This is a genomic window from Paenibacillus sp. KS1 (assembly GCF_001680695.1).
Taxonomy (GTDB): Bacteria; Bacillota; Bacilli; order Paenibacillales; family Paenibacillaceae; genus Paenibacillus_B; species Paenibacillus_B suaedae.
On record NZ_MAIS01000074.1, the window covers coordinates 12,551 to 31,792 of the forward strand.

Sequence of the window (19,242 nt, forward strand, 5' to 3'; positions counted from 1 at the left end):
TTGGGTAAATAAAGGGGATTTATAGCGAATTTGAGCGACAAATAAATAATATTGACAAATTTGGGATGTTCTCTCTAAGATTTAAATAGAACTAATCACCCAAATTATAGAAAACTGTATTTGCGAAGGTATGATTTCTCTTGCATGTCTAGTGCGAGAAGACTATTGCAACGAAATAGAGAGGAGGAAGCATAAAGTCGTGCAAGCCAGTCCTAGCGTATGCGTTCAAGCGTAAGCCAAGTTGGTTGCCGTTTTTTGTGCTGACATTATGGACATTATCAGTCAAACGAACCGAGCCATGCTTTTCGAGGAGATTAACCCGGAAATGCTGGACCTGCTGACCATCGTAGGCGATGTCAAAGGAATCGACAGCCTCAGTGACGACAAGATCAAGGAAGTGAACGAGCATCTGCTTGTTCGGAGCTTCGATGAGTTCCTCGACAAGTTCTCTCCGAGCGTGTATTCGTTCTACAATGCAGCCAATCAGAAAGTGATGTATACGCTGAAGAAGCCGGAGGGAATCGCGGAGGATTGCATCTCAGAAATTAAGATCGACCAGAACAATGATTTTCTGAAAATGCTGTTCACCTTGATCGATACGAAGCGCAGTCAGGGAATTACGAACGTCGATTTCAAGTTCGAGAATTTGCTCGACATGATTTCGCCGAAGAAGGTGATGGACGATATTCGCCAAGTGCGCAAGGAAATCCATTACTTGTACGGCCAGTATGACAAGCTGGATGAAGGGGATCCGAAGAAGCTTGATTTGGGCGATAAGCTGAACGGGATGTTCGAGGACGCCAGCAAAAATTACAACAACGTGATGGCAATGCTGCCGCTCGCGATTGAAGATATCAAGACACGGCTCTTGCTGGGCGGCTCGCGGGAGGAGAATCAAGCTGAGGCGATCCAAATCGGCATGCTGACGATCGGTGAGTCGGGCGAATTGAAGATCATTGAAGCGCCGAAGAGCGATAATACCGAGCTGATGCTCTTGGATGACAACAGCGGTACCGAGCTTTCGAACGTGTTCGGCGAAGATTATGAATCCATTACAGAGACGCCGTCTTCTTACGTGAAGGATTTGGTAGTGCGTACATTCTGTCCGCTGCCAGCGGTACATAACGAGGTCGATACGGAGACGGAAGTACAAAACTATAATACGTATTTGGAGTTCTACAAGAATGCGAAGGATGACTTTGTAAAAACAGTCAAGCCGCTCGTGGAGAAGATACTGGGCGTACGGATGTTCTTCGATCAGTATGCGACCAAGAACAAGGGAATGCTTCCGTCCATGCTCATCACGAACGCGAAGCTGGATATGACCGTGAAGAGCAGCAATATTCCGCGCTTGGAGACGTATCTGAACACGGTGAACTCGAAGAATGAATTCTCCGACACGATCTGGTTCGGGATTGTGCCGTCCGTCGAGTTGGAATCGGCCGGCAAGGTGAAGGTGTCCCGCGAACGCTTCCGCGGCAACGGCAAGACCGTGAAGCAGGAGGGCAACACGATGGAATCGCTGTCGATGCTCCTGCAAGTCGTGAAGGACTATAAGGTGCAGGTATTCTTCAACTTCGAATCTGGAGAAGAGACGACCTTCAACAGTCTGGCAACCACCGGTCTCGATAAGTATATCGACAAGTGCAGTAGCATGGTTCGCAAGGAATACAGCGAGTTCGCCATTCCATGCATCCCGAACTTCACCATTATTCCGAAGGATAAGTCCGGCGTTGTCATCGATAGCCGCATGCTCCACACGGAGGACGGCGTCAAGCTGTCCCAAGATAAGGAAGACATCTTGAAGCTGTGGATCGAGGGCGTGTACGTAGGCGCCGCTTATGTTGCTGCCGGGGTCGTTGCTGCCTATCAGTGTCCGGAATATTTGCGCGAATCGTTCAAGAACGTCAGCCGTGACTATCCGGGCGTACGCTTCGATATTGAAGCAAGCGACCATGCGCTGCGCGCGGTTACGACGATGGCGAAGGAGATTACTGGATTTACGAACAACATCAAAGACGCGATCAACTATAAAAACTTTGGCTTCGTCTTCTCTTCCGAGAATGCGCAGCTTCAGGATAAAGACATCAAGCGAATCACGGTATACAAGGCCAGAAGCATGGCATTGACCGAGAATGGCTTCGATTCCATATACAAAACGCTTGTCAGCACCTATATCGAGCGGATTCTCCGCTTCCAGACGGGTGACTTCAAGCATGAGAACATCGTGAAATTCTTTAGCAATAATCCGAGCAGCCAAAGGAGCAAGTGGCTTGGTACGCGCGGCTTTGTCAACTCGATCATTCAAGACGGGGATGACATGTCCTATGTGATAGACGACAAGAGCAATCTATGCCATATCGATCTTGTGTTCAACGGCAATGTGAAGAATCTCGAAGTCATGATCACGAAGGGCACTACGCCTGTTAAAGCCTAATGATTAGAAGCTTGGCTGGCATATGGAAGCGTATGTTAGAGGCGTGCTTCAAGCGCGCCTTCCAACATAAATCCCGTAAGCATTCCATGCTTGCGGAACCTAAATTATTTTCATTCAAGGAGGCAAAATTCATGGGATTCATACTTAGAGTAGAAGGCGCAGAAACGATCGAGCTCGGCATGGACAACATTCAGAAAGTTGTGTATGACACGGACACACCGAACGATTCCAACGCAAGATCGACGGACGTGGGCGCGACGCTGCGCATTTCCGGCAAAATTATCACGGCGACTGACGGTGACAACGCTGACGACACGAAGAAGCTGGCATTGTGGTCGCTCGTTCCTGCTGAGAAGGCGGACTGCTACCGCAAGGTGACGCTTGAGGTTGTCGCTGCGGATCAAGTGGTGCGCAAAGTGTATTTCCCGAACGCATTCGTGGTTGACTACTCCGAAACTTACGGGGACACGGAAGGCGTAGGTACATTCACGCTGTACATCAAACAAAAGAAAGACAAAACCGAACTGGCTACAATCGACGGCGGTTACCCGGTATAAGCAGGTACGACCTGTTCTGGTGGCAGAAATGCGGACAACAAATATTAAGAGGCTTACAGCCTCTTAATATTTTTATCCGGTACACTGGGGAATTCATGAGAGCCATTGCAATATTTTGTTGAAAACCGTTAGAAAGGCAGGGGCGAGGCGAATGACGAACTATTATGAACTTCTGGGCGTACAGCGGCATGCATCGCCTGAAGAATTGAAGAAGGCATATCGGCGGCTCGCCAAGCAGTATCATCCCGACGTAAATGGGGGAAGCAGCGAGGCGGAACAACGGTTCAAGCAGATTCATGAAGCCTACGCGGTGCTTCAGGATGAGGCTGCACGGAAGGCTTATGATGATAAGTTGGGTGGCATGGAGCGAGACTCCGGACGAAATCATCAATCTACCCATTCAAGAGGGAGAAATGCAGCTTCTGGAAAAGCGGCAGGAGAACGGGCGGATTTTGATCCACGGAACGTGGAAGCCAATTTCGCGCGATTTTTCGGCTTTGATCCAAAAACGAAGAAGCCAATGCAGAACGGCGGTAAGGACGCGGGGAATCCGATAGATACGTCCGAGATGTTCCAACGCTTTTTCGGTATGAACAAGAAAAAATAGAGTGGCTCTGCCGATTGCCTATGCAATTCGGGTACGGCTTCGGCGACTATACGCACGCGGTATGGTATTTTCGGACGAATATGACGAGGCAGAGTGACATGTGAGAACAGCTCCGAACAAGCTAGCAAAGCCATCGTTTTGCTTTAGGTACGGTGCTTTTTTTGATAAAAGGGATGCACATGAGTTGAGCGAAGCAACGGAGGAATGAGATGTGAGTAAGCAAAATAGCAGCGATCAAGTTCACCGTCATGCCAATCGAAAGAGCGGGTGGATCGCGCTCATTGATATAGGGGTTGCAGCCATTGTGGTTGCTGCTCTGTTATATGTGTACATATGGAACATCGATCCCGTCCTGAAGGCGGCGGTCGGAGTCCTTCTGGCGATCGCGATAATCGCGTATGCGGCGCGGCGTTCCGGTAGTCGTGAAGCAGGCCGGCAGGACGAAGTCGACACCATTGCCAAGCTTGTACTCCTGAATGATGAGGGAGAGAGCGTAAAGGAATGGTACATCCACGGCGAAACATCCTTGCTTATCGGCAAAACCGGTGCAGAAGGCGAGGTTGACATAGATCTGTCGGATTCGGAATATGCGTCGCTTATTAGCAAGCATCATGCGGTGCTCAATTATGCCTCGGGCCAATGGTTCATCGAGGATCTTGATTCCCGCAGCGGGGTTGGCATTCGAAGAGCTGGGGGGAAAAAGGCGAATCAGTTGGAACCGGAGGAACCATGCCGGATTCATTCCGGAGATGTCATCAGCATTGCCAACACGCGGTTACTGGCGAAATAATGAACGATATATTGACTTCATGATCATAAGAGAACTATTCAAATTGACGGGGGAATGAAGAAAGATGAGTCTGACAAGATGCGCTAACGGACACATGTTCAGTACGAGGAAGCATGGCAGCATATGCCCTTATTGCAGCATATCGGTGGAACAGCCGCAGAATGTGGACGTGAAGAGGCCGCCGCACGTGGAGGACAATGAGAAGACGATGCCATACCTAGGGGAAACGACCGGCATCGAGCCGGTAACCGGCTGGCTCGTATGCATTGAGGGCCCTCAGCTTGGTCAGGACTATCGGATTATGGCGGAGAAGAATTTTATCGGGCGCGCAGAGGAGATGCATATTCGCATCTTGGGCGACAATGCCATCTCGCGCAGAAATCATGCGGTAATCGTATATGATCCGAAGAAGCGCAATTTCTACCTGTTGCCAGGAGATGCCTCAGGACTTGCTTATCACAACGAAGAAGCCGTTTATTCGCCGGTGGAGTTGGCAGCGTATGACGTTATTCAGCTTGGTCGCAGCAAATTTATCTTCATTCCGCTCTGCGGCATACATTTCGAGTGGAATCACAATATGGGTTAGGGATGATGACCACAATGGATGTACAGAATTGGGTACCGTATCTGATCGTGTTGACTTGTACTGCCGCAATTCTGCTTCTGCTGGGTGTGCGGCGCCGGCTGCTGCTGGATACAGTGAACCTTGAGCCAGCAGCGTCCGGCATGCCGATCGGCAATGGGCAGACGATTGGCGCCCGTGAGGAGCAGGACGATTATTTCGCCAGCGTCACGACCGCACACGGTACGGCCGCCGTACTTGCGGACGGCATAAGCGGCCTGGCGCACGGCAGAATGGCGAGCACGCTCGCGGTGACCGTATTTATTCGGGAGTTTCTCAAGCTAGAGCATATTCGGGAAGTCCAGAGCTTTTTCGTGAAGGCGGCCAAGATAAGCAATACGGAAATTTTGCGGAATTTGAAGGGCGCTCCTGGAGGAACGACGCTGGTAGCTGCCGTCATTGCGGATGATCTCCTATACTGGGGGGCTGTGGGCGACAGTATGATCATGGTGTTCCGGGATGACAATTTCATCCGCATGAATGAACGTCATATCTTGGAGTCGGTGCTGCAGGAACGCTGCTTAACGGGGCAGATCACAAGGGAAGAAGCGATGGAGCACCCGATGAAGAGGCGGCTCATCAATTACTTGGGATATGAGAATTTCAAGAGCATCGAGATTGGCAGCGAGCCGTTCAAGCTGCAGCCGGGAGACCGGATCCTTCTCTGCAGCGATGGGGTGTACAACACGATGACGGAAGTGGAATTGGAGCAGATTCTGTCCAAGCCGATTTCACCTCACGATGCAGCCGAGGAGATCATCGAAGCGATCGAACAGAAGAGATTGATCAATCAAGACAATGCGACCATTGTCATCGTGGATAACGCATGAAGCCTGCTGTTCCTGGCTTCGGTAGATTTCTGAGAGAGACAGATCGAATCGACCACTTTACTCGCTTTTGATTGTGTGAAGGCGAGAATTTCCTTTTTGAACACGAGCTCCGTGATAGGTATGCGAATCATGGGACAGGAGAAGCGGGGGTAAGGATGAGAAAGGAGAACAGCGACTTTAAGACCAGCTTCGTGACGGAGGCCGGTTCTTTTCTACATAATAAAGACTATTTCGCCTATGTGGAGCTGGATGATATGGCCTGCTGGGTCATCGCGGACGGCTTGGATTCGGACATGGAAGTGGACAGTGCCGAGATGGTCGTCAAGAGCATTCTTGGTCGATTTACGGAGAAGCCGACGATGTCTTCGCTGCGGTTGAAGCATTACATGCAGGAAGCGCATGAATGGCTGCGAACGGAGAGCAAGCGCGTGCGCCTTAAGGCAAGCCTGATTCTGGTCGTGACAGATTATGCGAAGATTCGCTGGGTGGCAGCGGGCAATGCCCGCCTGTATCATTTTCGCGGCGGACGCTTATTCGGTCGCAGCAGGGATCTGAGCTTAGCACAGTCCATGAAGGATGCCGGAGAAATCTCGGAAGAAGCGATGGAGGTTCATGAAGAACGCCACAATCTTCTTCAGTATATGGGGCAGCCGGAGCGTTTGGAGCCGTACGTGTCGAAAAAGGCTCCTTTGTCTGAAGGAGATGTTCTGCTGCTGTGCACCCCTGGCTTGTGGGAGGATGTCAACGCAACGGAAATGGTCGACGCATTAACGGATGCGAAGGAGCCAGAGGATTTCACGGATACGCTCGAGGACGTGCTGCTCAGCAAGCAGCGGCAAACGGTGAGCAATTACACGGCTGTTGCTGTGTATGCGAACAAGGTGTTCAAGGAGGATCCGAAGCGTAAATGGCGCTTGCTGAAGAAGTGGCTGTTGGCCTTGATCGTGCTGCTGCTGGTTGGCGGAGGCGCGGCCTTCTACTTCATAAAGCAGGCGGCAATCCAAGCGGAGAATCTGGAGAACATGCTCGAATATCAGAAAAGTGCAGACATGTATATGAAGGATGGCGATTATCCGAAGGCCATTAAGGATTACAGTGAGGCGCGCAATATGGCGATTCGGTTGAAGGACAAGTTCCACCGGGACTTTTTCGCGAAGAAGCAGCGCGTGATGCAGCTTATGGTGGACGGAGATGAAGCTTTCAAGGGACAGGACTTTGCTAAGGCGCTGGACAAATACGGGAAGGCGCAGGAGGAAGCAAAGCCATACAAAGAGTTCAATCATAAGCAGTTAGAGGAGAAAATAGACCGTTCCCGCACGTACATGCAGGTTATGAACTGGGTGCAGGAAGGGGACAAGAAGTTCGAGGCACAGGATTATGTTGGGGCTCGCAGCTCTTACCAGAAGGCACGGAAATCCGCGCTTGAGGAAGGGTACACCGACGGTGAGAAGGATATCCGAGCCAAGCTCGATTCAGCGGAGGAGAAGCTGACTGGCTTGCGGAAGGAGAAGCGGCTGCTGGAGGGCGAGAAGTATGAGAAGAAGGGCGACCAGCAGTTTGCCGGGCAAGATTATCTGGGAGCTATCGATGCTTATTCCGCCGCGCAGCAAATCTATCAGGAAATCGACATGCTGGAACGTGTGCTGGGCATGGAGCGCAAGATCGATAAGGCGCTGGGCAAGCTGAATCCGGCGCCGCCCGCTGCACAGCCTCCTGCCGTCGCGAATGGAAGCGGAGGCACAGCGGTCAATGCGGCGGGCGAATCTGCACCGAGCAACGACGGAAGTGGAGGCGCAGCGGGCAATACGGCGGGCGGATCTGCGCCGAGCAACGCCGGAAGCGGAGGCACAGCGGGCAATACGGCGGGCGGATCTGTACCGAGCAACGCCGAGGGCGGAAGTGCAGCGGGCAATGCCGCTGGTGGAGCCGTGCCGAGCAACGCCGAAAGCGGAGCGGCTGCGAGCAGCGGATAAGGGATGCCAACGGGGAATGCTTCAACTGCCGGCAAAGGGAATGAAGCTCCATCCCCTAGCAGGGAGAACAAGGGAACAAGGAAGGAGTCCATCAGGCGCCATGAAGGAACTGATACATGATCGATTGAGCAGGATGGAGGATCTGGAGCAGCGCAAGTTATTGAAAAATGTAATGACTGGATTGTTCCTGAACCTGGTGGAATATCAGGAAGACATGAATCGGAAAATAGAGCGCAAGGTATTCGACGAAATTGAGGATGGCGAGGAAAAGCACGATATTTTCGTATCGATGTGCCGCCGCGATGATGTCGACCCGATTCATGATTTCCTCCGCCCGATGCTGCCGGAGGACACGGCACACAAAACGATAGAAATGGGAAGTCTTGTCGAGCAGATGAAGCAGCAGGGGAAAGCGCTGCTGCTAACTCTGTTTTTGCAGTGTGATTTTGCAAGGCTGCATAACCTGATGTCAGGGAAAAGAACATTCCGCGGAGAGATGAAGACATCAGGGGGCAATTATGCGATTACGGTGCGCTTGTCGCAAAGCCGACTGTACATCAACGAAATCGAGAAGCTATACCGTGTCTTTCAACAGAACAGCGTTCCATGGAAGACATTGAATCATCCATACGCTTATAAATTTTTTGACGTATGGCTCACGGACTGCGACAGTGCTTTGCGGGAAGAGGACGAGATCAACGAGATTACCGTTAATCTAGAGGAATTCGAGCCTCATAAGCACGTGGATCTCGTACCGCTCTGGAATATCGAGCGGCTTGCCATTCAGAACGACGGCTTTCCCGAGCCTGCAGCCGATCGAATTAATTACGAACATGTTCTGGCGATTCACAAGCTGGGCAGCGAACATGGCTATCTGGTGGAAGGAAATGAGGAACACATTCGTTATATCAAGCGAACGAGAGACGATTTGACGATTGTGTCGCCGCATGAGAAATCCGGCATGTGGACGGTCGTGAAGATTGCGCAGCCTTCGGAATCCCGGCTTGGAAGCTTGGAATACAAGCTGGTATCCAATCGGAGAGCAGATGGCTTTATCGGCAAATATGCGCGGAAGCAAGCCCAAATCGTGCGCTCCAAGGGCGAGATTGTGCGGCTCGTGAATGCTTTTGAGGCAGCGCAGATGCTTCAACTGGAGCATGTGGATATCCTGGAAGCGAATAACGGCGGGGAACAATCCTATGAGATGAACTCGTTCATTAGCGACAATGTGCGGACGGTACTGGATAAGAAAATTATGCGGCTTAGCTTCCGCGCAGTCGAGGACGAAGTGTCGGAAGGAGAGCAGTTCATTCTGCATGATCTGATGAGCTTTCTCGTTTCCGAGGTGCAGATGCATTTTCCCGAGTATAAGTGCGAAGGGGTATTGGCGTGAATTACATATGGGATTTGGTCATTAAGGCAGAGCAATCCGGCCTGAGCGCGTCGGATTTTTGCTTTGTCCCCGCCAAGGTGTATTCGCCCTATATGGAACTGAGCTTGGAGGAGCTCAACGTTTGGGCGAATGCAGTGCAGGACACAATCGAGGTGAATCCGTATTATCGGTTCTACGATCTGTTCAAGGACATGTTCGACATTAACAATGAAGAGGATGTGGAGCTGCGCCAAACGCTGTTCGATATCGTGCTTCACTTTTTGACGAAAATTGATCGTTATCAGGGGATGAACCGGCGCGAGTATTACATAAAGTTCGTGCTGCGCGACATGGAAGAGGGGAAGTTCGGTTTGCGCGTCAGCAAGGGGATCGGCCTGTTCAATCAAGAGCAGCGCGAGATGATCGCGGGGAATGTGCTGCGGCTATATGAGACGGGTGAGGCGATATACCTGCTCAAGGATACGATGCGTGGCATCTTCCGCAGCTCGACGATCTATGCGAATTGCGAGGATCGGGACGAGCTTCTCTTCTATGTCGGACAGGAGGAAAGTGAACCGGCGCGAATGAAGCTCGAATTGATTCAGGAGCTGTTCCTGCCGGCAAGATTCCATACGGAAGTGTATTGGCAGGATCATTTCGGCATTATTGGCATGGAGGATACGATGCGGATTGGAAATGTGTCGCTGTACTAATTAGATCCGCCGATTGTCTATAGGTATGTTGTGATGCTGCGGGTTAGGGATAAGGCGATTGCGATATTGTTCTTCATTTTGAATAGGGGATATAAATGAGAGATTTGGCAGAGGGAGATAAGAAGTAAGGCTGAGTTCGAGGCGGCCGGGAGGGGGCAAAGATGAGCGAGTATACATATAGGCTTTATAAGCAGCCGGCCAAGCGGGATGCGGGGCGGAAGCATGTGGAATATACCCGGGAGGAACTGTCAGAGATGACGACATTCCAGCTCCGGAACATTTGCCATCAGGAGAAGCTCGTGGAAGGAATGATCCATACGCTTGATCGCGACGGATTAATTGCAACCGTCATGAAATACCGAGGGGCGGAGGAAAGCCAGCTCATTCAAACGGCTAGCCCGGACGGGTTTGAACGGGTCGAGAAGATGGTACGAACTTATCTCCGCATGCCGCTGCCGAATGACGGAGGTATTCGGGTTCCGGCCAAGATTACGCTATACGACGGCTTGAAACTCGATCGGCATGATGGATACAGGGTGGAAGCGGGAACGGAAATTGCCGAATCGAACGTGCTGCTTGTCAATGAGCATATGGAGCTGTGCGCGATCCTCAATCTGGTGAAGGATAGTCTGCGTCCGGGCAGCTATTGGCTTGCGATGGGCGAGGGAGCGGAAGTGAGGAAGACGGCGAATCGCCAATACAGTCTGCTCTTTTTCCCGAAGCAAGTATCGGAATATGTGTATCGCACGTACTATCGCAGCACCCCGCAGCCGCCGGCCAATCTGTACTATTACAAGATTCCGGTGGCGGATTTGGATATCCGTGAGCTGGAAGAGACGGACGCGGTGTTGGCGATTGACTTCGGGACGACGAATACAACGGCAGGGGCGTATTTGCACGGTGGGTACGTGGCTTCACCGAATGCGACGGATCTGCTGAACGGGCGAATCCGGCTTGATCGTATCAACTATGTGTGCTTCCCTGACGGAACATCCAAGGAAGGGGAATGGCTCGAGTCGCTGCCTACTGTAATCGGAATCGCAGATTGCTCTGATCCGGAGCGAATCCGGTTCAGCTTCGGCAGCGATGCGCTGCAAGATAAGCGGAAAAGTGGGTACAGCTCCAGCGCTTCCGTGTTCCATGGAATGAAGCGCTGGGTGAACAATTACAAGCGGCTGGAGGAAGTGACGGACGGCCATGGGAATGCGGCAACGGTAAGCAGAAGCGATTTGCTGCGCGCCTATATGCTGCATGTAATCCGAACGGCGGAGCATCAATTCAAATGCCGCTTCAAGCATCTCCATCTATCGGGCCCGGTCAAGATGAAGACACAATTTATCGATATGTTTGCGGATATGTTGCCAGAGTACCGCATCGAGACCAGGGATGCGCTGGATGAAGGCTTGGCCGTATTGTACAACACGATCGCTGATCAGATGGAGAAGCAGCGGTTCCTGGACGGCGAAGAATATCAAGCGCTCGTGATCGACTGCGGCGGAGGAACGACTGATCTGTCTTCATGCCGGTTCCGTATCGAGGATGGGCATATCGCCTATAAGCTCGATATCCATACATCCTATGAGAACGGAGATACGAACTTCGGCGGCAACAATCTGACATACCGCATCATGCAGTACATGAAGATCGCATTTGCTGACTTCTATAGGGGGGGGAGTCAGCCGGACATCGATAGCTTGATCGACATTCCGGCCACGGACATTTATCGGCATGTCGACGAATTCGGCGCAGATGCGGTCTATTCACGCTTCGACGCCCGTTATAAGGAGACGGAGCACTTTCTTCCGACTCGGTTCAAGGAATATGAGAACCATGCGCGCGATGAATATCAGCGCGTGCGGAACAATTTTTATGTGCTGTGGGAGCTGGCGGACGGCATGAAGAAGGAATTTTTCCGCAAAACGGGCATCCTTCGCAATCGATTCCACTCAGGGCCGGGAAGCAGGACAGAAAGCGACCTGAATCTTACGGCCGTGGATCGATGGTGCCTGTCACTGCGCGAGAACGGGCAGTTCCGGGACGTATACGAGCCGCCGGACATCGTGTTCAACATTCAAGAAATGAACCAGTTGATTCGTGGAGACATTTACGCCATCGTACGCAAGTTTCTGGACGAGTTCTACCGCGACGGTAGGCTGCAGGATTACTCCATCATTAAGCTGACAGGCCAATCCTGCCGAATCGACGTGTTTCGGGAAGCGCTGAAGGAATTCGTACCGGGAAGAGCAATCGAATTCCGGCAGAAGGCGGAAGATTCGGGGAAGGTTCCAGAGCTGAAGCTGGCCTGCTTGCGCGGTGCCCTGCGCTACTTGAGCGCCCGGAAGTCGGGACTTATCGAAGCGCAGCTGACGAATCATGCGCCGGTCGTTCCGTATTCGGTCAGTGCCTGGACACATACCGGGCGGGAAAAGATGCTCATCTCCGGCTACGAGCGGCTGGATCAGGCGCAGGGCTCGATTTCGCGGCCGCTTAGCGCGCATGAGATCGAGTTCCATATTCGTGGAGGCGACGGGCAATTGAGACACACGGTGACATATCGGAATGATTTCGCTGATTATCGTCCCGCTCTATACGAAGAGATCGCCGCCCAGTACGGCGCCAGCATTCCACAGGACGATACGGATTCGATTGCCAACGGCGAGGCGAAATGGTTCGTTTTTGCGGGCGATGGCAGCTGGGGATTCAACGCGGTGCCGGTTGCGCGGGTCAATGAGCAGCTCCATATCGGGAAGAAGCAGTTCTATGCGTTTGAAAATGATTTATCGGAGCTGGATTTCTTCGACGGGTTGAAATAAGGAAGGATGTACGTGTTCCAGAAGGCTGAGTGGCTCCGTAACTTCCTGTATGACTTATGGAGCAAAGGGCCTTGTTATACAATCTCAGTGGAGAAAGGAGGGAACGCCTTGTTTACGCACCAAATGCCGCATTTCCATAAAGGCCGGATTCTGAAAACCACCATGCTGGAGAGTCTGCGCGATTATCCGCGCCAGTTCGCAGACATCATCTACCAGCACTATTCCGACGGTATCATCGTGGGTGGAGAGGTTCAGGTCAATGCAGAAAGCTTGATGATTGCCAAAGGCATCGTCAAGCATGACGGCCGCTTATATACCATGGAAGAGGATTTCGAACTTCCGTATTCCTCGAACGGCAAGGAGACAGTGCTCAAAATTCGCTTTCTCACGGAACAGGCAGCGAGCGACTTCACGACGCTTCCGGGCGAGATCGTGCTGGATGAGAACGATGTGCAGGTGCAGACGGACGAGCTGGAGCTCGGTCGGTTCAAGCTGAAGGAGGGTGCCCGGCTGCGTGCGGATTATCAGGGTTTTGCCGACTTGGCGACCGAGTATAACACGTTCAACGTCATCCATGTGCCGTATGCCGGTATCGGAAGCAGCACGCTGTCTCCATTCATTTTGCAGTATTTCGCCAATGAACTGCTGAAGAGCGGCACGGATCACCCCTATGATGCGAGCTTCGCCATGCTCTGCCTGAACGGCGGCGCCGTGGAACGGAACGTCATTCAGCATTATCTCGGTCAGCGTCTCGGAACGGGATACCGCGAGCTGAGCAATGAGCGCATCTTCGCAGGCCTGCGGAGAATCTTGAGTGAAGCGGGAGGAGGCAGAGCGCTGTCTCCTGATGTACGGCACGGCGGCCAGCAGCGGATGATTGTGGATTGATCGGTCAGGAGCTTTTGTTTGAGTAATTACAACATGCGAGAGGTGATATCGTGAGCGAGCAGGAACATATGGACGTTCAAATCATCAAATTGCTTAATGAAGAGCAAGGTGAGACAGAATCAGGCAAGGGGAGTGTCCTGAAAGGTTCTGTTAAAACAGGCAGCGAAATTATCCGTTTTGAACAACGCTATCTATTAGACAAAAAAGTAGCCATACATTTGCCAAAAGCGTTCGAAATCATGCCCAGCGATCTAGCTGCTTTAAAGTATCCTTCTGAAAGACGGCCTTCTCTCATTTTAATGAGCGAGAGCACGACGATTAATATAGCCTTTAATCACACGAACACCCCGATTGAGGATCAAGATGTCGGTGCATTCAAGGATGCGATGATGGAATTCATTAAGCAGACACAGCCTTCAGCTCAATGGTATGAAAATGATGTATTACAGATTAACGATAAATCAGTCAGCTATTTCGATTTGCTTATTCCGGCATTAGATACGAGCATCTATAACTTGATGTTCTGCACTGAGCTGGAGGGAAGAGCTCTGATGTGTACGTTTAACTGTACAGAGCAGGAAATGAATGATTGGAAACCGATCGCATTCGAGGTTATGCATACGCTTCGTACGATGACGAGAGAGGGAGGGGCTAGTCTATGAGTGAAGTACTATCATATGACAATCTGCAAGTGTCGCCTTATCGTATAACACAGTTGCAAGAGCTAAGTATCGTGAAGAAAGTGAATGATCACACTAGACTCCGCCTCACGGGCATTGTGCCGGAAGAACTGACGGATCGTTATGTGAAGATGACCGAAGCTGATACGAATATTGAAATTAAGCAGGTTAATGATGAGTCGCAGGGAACCCCGCTTTTTGCAGGAGTTGTACAGCATATTGAAGTGAAAGCGATTAGAGGGGTCTATTACATAGAAATAGAAGCGATATCCCATACGTATAAGCTGGATATGAAGCGGCGTACCCGTTCCTTTCAGCATGCAAAGATGACTTATGCGGCTCTGCTTGAGACGATTATTGCTGATTACCCATGGGTGGACTTTATGGATATCGTTTCAGATGGAAGCTGCATCGGGGCGTTTACCTTGCAATATCAGGAGACGGACTGGGAGTTTCTGCAGAGAATGGCCTCCAGGCTATCAACAGGCTTAGTAGCAGCTTCTGTATTTGACAAACCCAAATTTTATTTCGGCATACCGGATGGAAGTGTGAAGGGTGCGCTGGAGGATTATAATTATCGGGTGAAGAAGAATTTATCAAACTATCGTACCTCCTATGAAAATGGCCGCCTCGGAGTAGACGAGAGCGACTTCATCTTCTATGAAGTAGAAACGAACAAAGTAATGGAGTTAGGCAACGAGATTGCGTTCAAAGGAAGAAGTCTGCATGTCTGCGAGATCCACACCGAAATGAGAAACAGCATCGTGAAGCATGTCTACACACTCTGCCCCCGTCAAGGCTTGTATCAGAATATTCGGTATAACAATAAGATAGCGGGGATATCCCTGCAAGGTGAAGTAATTTCATTGACTGCTGGCAAGGTAAAAGTTCACCTTGATATGGATCCGGAGCAGAAGATCGGGGGAGCGCATTGGTTCCCTTATTCCTCCATGTACACCGCTGAAGGAAGCACTGGATGGTACTGTATGCCGGAGCTAGGGGATCATGTCATGATTTATTTTCCGAGTATGAAGGAAGAAGAAGGGATTGCAATCAGTTCTGTTCGTAAAGATACGAAAGAGAGCAGAACAAATAAGGTAAGCGATCCGAATATTAAATACTTCCGCACCGCATCCGGCAAGGAATTAATGTTCAGTCCCGAAGAAATCGTCATTACGGGCAAGGATGGGGAAGTATATATTCGGCTGCATGATATAGAAGGCATTGAAATTGTCAGCAAGAAGCCGATTCGCTTGAAGTCAGATGAGGACATCGTTATGGATTCGCGGAAAAATGTCTTGATTCGAGCCGAGAAGGAACTCAAGATGCAATGCAAGGACAGTGTCATCAAGATGCTGGAAGGTTCAACGGTAATCAGGGGAAAGGATGTTAAGACGAACTGATGAAGAAGGAAGAAGCGCTCCATCAATTCCGCACTCTTGTCGCATCAGACCTTATCAAGACCCATCTTCAGCAGCTCGACGACTATTTCCAGCTTCATCAGGAGCAGGTAAGCCAGGAATTCGTGGAATCTTTCGCAAAGTTGTGCAGATCCATAAGGGATAAGCAAGATAGTGGTAACATGGGGCCTATCGGCTACATCACGTATTCGATGCTGCGAACCGAGCTGCTGTATGATCGCTGGATGTGTCTAGTAGAAGCGGCTAATAAGCGATGGTTTTTGGATACGAGCCGGTATGAAGAAGGCTATGATGCCGCTTGGATCTTCTCCTTTTGGGGGGAACTGCACACGGACTTGGAACAAGAACGCCGCAAGTATATGGGGCTGATTAACCCGGCTGATGTGGAGCTGATCGCCTTAGAACAAGCTGCAGAATTCTATCGCTATCTGATTCGGCTGGCAACGCACGCGATGCCGCAGGCCGTGCAGTTGACCGAATATCGGGATATGGACAAAGAGGATGACTTAGAAGTACGAGTCGGAGAATATCTGGACGTCAGTGAACTTGTCTACAAGGAGTCGAGCGCATGAAGTTCATGAAATACATGGTCATCACGCAAGATACCCGAATTACAGATACTGTGCAGCTACCGGGAGCAGCCAGCATAATTCGAAGCGTCATGGAGCAGGATGTCATTAGCAAGCGAGACGGCATTGTGCATATAGATGTGAAGTCCAGCAGCAGGAATGAGTATGTAGATTACATCGAGAGTCCTGTGCCGATTGTATCGACAAGGCTGCAGCAGCTTCTGCTGCTGTATGATGCGAACCTGTTCTTCAAGCCGGTTGCACTGCTGGATCAGGAGAATCAAAGGCAGGAGATGTATTGGCTGCTCATTCCAGATCGCATCGATTGCTTATCGGAAGCAAGTGAGTTCTATCCGAACAAGACATTGAAGCACTTGGTAATCGACATCGCCAAGATCGGGAGCAGCAAGTTCTTTCAAGTGGACGGCTTGCTTGAGACGGTAATCGTCATCCGGCTGGATGTTGCCGAAAGTATGCTGCGGAGAGGGTTTACGGGGTATCGGTTGCAGAGGGTTGATAGCCATGATTGCTTGACGGAGCAAGCGAGTATAATAGGACGGGACTATTAAGCATCTAGTGATAGATACAGAGCTAAAGTGGGTGAAAGGAATATCTTGATATGAGTAAAAAAGGATGGTTTATAGGGATAGGAATTATTGCAGTCATCATACTGCTTATTCCGCTTATCATGTTTTCCCCCATAATTTATATGTCTTTAAAGTATGGTATTCAAACTTTGCTGGCCGATAAGAATGGCGCAATGCATATAGCAGAGAAAACATTGGAAGAGCGGTATCATCAAGAATTTATTGTTTCAAATGCAAAGTATTTTGATGTATTTGACCATTTTGAAATGGAGGCAGTCCCAAAAGATCAACCGGAATCTTCTCAAAAATTCAATGTAGCGGTATATAAATCGTCCAACAAAACGGAAGTCAGGGATGATTATCAAATAAGGAAGGATATACTGCCGCTTCTTCGACAATCTTTTTCAGATAGTAAGTATTTTTTTCGAGTAAAAAATACTTTTCCAGGCATTGAATTAACTTTTTGGAATAAAGAAGATTTAACTTGGGATGAGGCGCTTAAGGAGTATCCAAGTGGTTTTTCTGTTTCTGTTGCGGTTTATTCCTTGTCACCCGATACTGAGGGACTGACTGAAAATGAAAAAAAGAGAGTTGTTAAGCTTGCAGAAAATATGAGGAACTATAAGTTCAAATCGAGTGATCTTTATTTTCATAGGCTTAAGCCAAGTACAGTTACCAATAGCGCTACAGTTCAGGAGATTATAGAAAAAGGGGCTGGATCCGATCGGATAACTAGTACTTGTGTAGTTGTAGACTTATTAGATGTTTTCCGAACCGAAGATATTGTGTGCAGATAGACACTTAAAGGGGTTGGTAGCTATTCAAACTCAAAATTTAAACAACAGACTAAACAAATCAAGCTATCTACTATGTAGGTGAAAGGAATATCTAAATATGAATAAAAAAGGATGGTTTATAGGAATAGGAATTATTGCAGTCATCATACTGCTTATTCCACTTATCATGTTTTCTCCCATAATTTATATGTCTTTAAAATACGGTATTCAAACTTTGCTGGCCGATAAGAATGGCGCAATGCATATAGCAGAGAAAACATTGGAAGAGCGGTATCATCAAGAATTTATTGTTTCAAATGCAAAGTATTTTGATGTATTTGACCATTTTGAAATGGAGGCAGTCCCAAAAGATCAACCGGAATCTTCTCAAAAATTCAATGTAGCGGTATATAAATCGTCCAACAAAACGGAAGTCAGGGATGATTATCAAATAAGGAAGGATATACTGCCGCTCCTTCAACAATCTTTTTCAGATAGTAAGTATTTTTTAAAAGTAAGAAATACCTCTCCAGGCATTCAACTAACTCATTGGAATAAAGAAGATTTGATTTGGGATGAAGCGATTAAAGAATATCCAGTTGGTTTTTCTGTTGATGTTGTGGTTTATTCCTTATCACCCGATACTGAGGAACTGACAGAAAACGAAAAAAAGGGAGTTGTTAAGCTTGCAGAAAATATGAGGAATTATAAGTATAAATCAAGTGATCTGTATTTTAATAGGCTTAAGCCAAGTACAGTTAGCAATAGTGCTGCAGTGCAGGAAATTCTAGAAAAAGGGGCTGAATCCGAGGGGATAACTAGTACTTGTGTAGTTGTAGACTTTTTAGATGTTTCTCGGACCGAAGATATTGTTTGTTATTAAACATTTAAAGGGGGGATAACTTGGCTCGAGATATTGATTATTTGCTGTTGTGTAAAGATGTATATTTATAAAAATAAGCGGTAATAAGCTAAATGGACATAGAGGATGACTTAGAGATACGAGTAGGAGAATACTAGGACATCAGTGAACTTGGAGGGTAGGAGGTACGAATTATCTCAAATGTCTTATGGGGGAATATATTCGCATAATAGGTTAAAAGACGTAATGGCCGCATAATATTGCTTATTCAGTGAACGCAAGCCCTCTAATTTATAATTCTACTATTTCCGTCAAATTAATGATGCATCCCAACCAACAGATAAATAAATATTACCCGTTTTAGATACTGCTTACAATAATTCTTAGACCTGATGACTTATCGAAAATACGCACACCTGAAGATATGGATAAATTAACATAGTGGAGGAGTGCTTGTGATAAAAGCATGGATATAAAGAATAACTTTCTGAATCATATAAAGGGGAAGGATTTCTATAGAGAGATTCCCTTTATAAATCTTACATGGAAAGTTCTTAAGGCAATCAGTAAAGATTTATAGGAAGAAATTAAGCAACATTCACTGGTCATCCTCTAGGCAGGGCATTAACATAATGTGCTTTGTTGAACAGTGAGTTTGCTGAAAATGTGAGCCCGGAAGGGGGGTGTTTTAGTGAAAGTTCGCAGGAAGCAGGTCATTCTTATCGTGATCTTTGTCCTCATTTCA

At 49.0% G+C, this 19,242-nt stretch carries 17 protein-coding genes; all 17 read left to right on the top strand.

The genetic code is table 11. The features are described from left to right. Positions 1–268: 268 nt before the first annotated feature. Complete coding sequence (locus BBG47_RS20985) at positions 269–2,437, top strand: hypothetical protein (RefSeq protein ID WP_028531936.1); 2,169 nt, start codon at positions 269–271, stop codon at positions 2,435–2,437. Between the two features lie 131 nt (positions 2,438–2,568). Beyond that, on the top strand, positions 2,569–2,994 hold the full coding sequence (locus BBG47_RS20990) for a hypothetical protein (protein ID WP_021255435.1): 426 nt from the start codon (positions 2,569–2,571) through the stop codon (positions 2,992–2,994). 151 nt (positions 2,995–3,145) lie between these two features. Continuing rightward, a complete protein-coding gene (locus BBG47_RS20995; protein ID WP_065293354.1) occupies positions 3,146–3,601 on the top strand; it encodes a J domain-containing protein in 456 nt (151 codons plus the stop codon). Positions 3,602–3,812: 211 nt separating this feature from the next. Further along, on the top strand, positions 3,813–4,391 hold the full coding sequence (locus tag BBG47_RS21000; protein WP_065293355.1) for an FHA domain-containing protein: 579 nt from the start codon (positions 3,813–3,815) through the stop codon (positions 4,389–4,391). Positions 4,392–4,455: 64 nt separating this feature from the next. Beyond that, the gene (locus BBG47_RS21005) at positions 4,456–4,977 is read left to right on the top strand and encodes an FHA domain-containing protein (protein ID WP_065293356.1); all 522 of its coding nucleotides are present in this window, start codon (positions 4,456–4,458) and stop codon (positions 4,975–4,977) included. 14 nt (positions 4,978–4,991) lie between these two features. Continuing rightward, the gene (locus tag BBG47_RS21010) at positions 4,992–5,843 is read left to right on the top strand and encodes a PP2C family protein-serine/threonine phosphatase (RefSeq protein ID WP_175400601.1); all 852 of its coding nucleotides are present in this window, start codon (positions 4,992–4,994) and stop codon (positions 5,841–5,843) included. Between the two features lie 155 nt (positions 5,844–5,998). Beyond that, entirely contained in the window at positions 5,999–7,816 is a 1,818-nt protein-coding gene (locus BBG47_RS21015; protein ID WP_065293358.1) for a PP2C family protein-serine/threonine phosphatase, read from the top strand. Positions 7,817–7,916: 100 nt separating this feature from the next. Next, a complete protein-coding gene (locus BBG47_RS21020) occupies positions 7,917–9,209 on the top strand; it encodes a hypothetical protein (RefSeq protein ID WP_028531938.1) in 1,293 nt (430 codons plus the stop codon). Next, entirely contained in the window at positions 9,200–9,901 is a 702-nt protein-coding gene (locus tag BBG47_RS21025; RefSeq protein WP_065293364.1) for an iron-dependent peroxidase, read from the top strand. The genes BBG47_RS21020 and BBG47_RS21025 overlap by 10 nt, the downstream gene beginning before the upstream one ends. Before the next feature lie 161 nt (positions 9,902–10,062). Next, positions 10,063–12,714: an Hsp70 family protein gene (locus BBG47_RS21030; RefSeq protein ID WP_065293359.1), complete on the top strand. Its 2,652-nt coding sequence runs from the start codon at positions 10,063–10,065 to the stop codon at positions 12,712–12,714. A gap of 108 nt (positions 12,715–12,822) precedes the next feature. After that, the gene (locus tag BBG47_RS21035) at positions 12,823–13,602 is read left to right on the top strand and encodes a DNA and RNA helicase (RefSeq protein WP_065293365.1); all 780 of its coding nucleotides are present in this window, start codon (positions 12,823–12,825) and stop codon (positions 13,600–13,602) included. A 50-nt stretch (positions 13,603–13,652) separates the two neighbouring features. Continuing rightward, positions 13,653–14,264, top strand: a complete 612-nt coding sequence (locus BBG47_RS21040; protein ID WP_083189502.1) for a hypothetical protein — start codon at positions 13,653–13,655, stop codon at positions 14,262–14,264. Beyond that, positions 14,261–15,685, top strand: a complete 1,425-nt coding sequence (locus BBG47_RS21045) for a contractile injection system protein, VgrG/Pvc8 family (RefSeq protein ID WP_065293360.1) — start codon at positions 14,261–14,263, stop codon at positions 15,683–15,685. The genes BBG47_RS21040 and BBG47_RS21045 overlap by 4 nt, the downstream gene beginning before the upstream one ends. Then, positions 15,685–16,275, top strand: a complete 591-nt coding sequence (locus BBG47_RS21050; RefSeq protein WP_065293361.1) for a hypothetical protein — start codon at positions 15,685–15,687, stop codon at positions 16,273–16,275. The genes BBG47_RS21045 and BBG47_RS21050 overlap by 1 nt, the downstream gene beginning before the upstream one ends. Further along, positions 16,272–16,841 carry a hypothetical protein gene (locus BBG47_RS21055; RefSeq protein WP_083189504.1) on the top strand — a complete coding sequence of 190 codons (570 nt, stop codon included), beginning with the start codon at positions 16,272–16,274 and terminating at the stop codon, positions 16,839–16,841. The genes BBG47_RS21050 and BBG47_RS21055 overlap by 4 nt, the downstream gene beginning before the upstream one ends. Positions 16,842–16,891: 50 nt before the next feature. Then, positions 16,892–17,656, top strand: a complete 765-nt coding sequence (locus BBG47_RS21060; RefSeq protein ID WP_065293362.1) for a hypothetical protein — start codon at positions 16,892–16,894, stop codon at positions 17,654–17,656. A 97-nt stretch (positions 17,657–17,753) separates the two neighbouring features. Next, positions 17,754–18,518 carry a hypothetical protein gene (locus tag BBG47_RS21065; RefSeq protein ID WP_065293363.1) on the top strand — a complete coding sequence of 255 codons (765 nt, stop codon included), beginning with the start codon at positions 17,754–17,756 and terminating at the stop codon, positions 18,516–18,518. Positions 18,519–19,242: the final 724 nt, after the last annotated feature.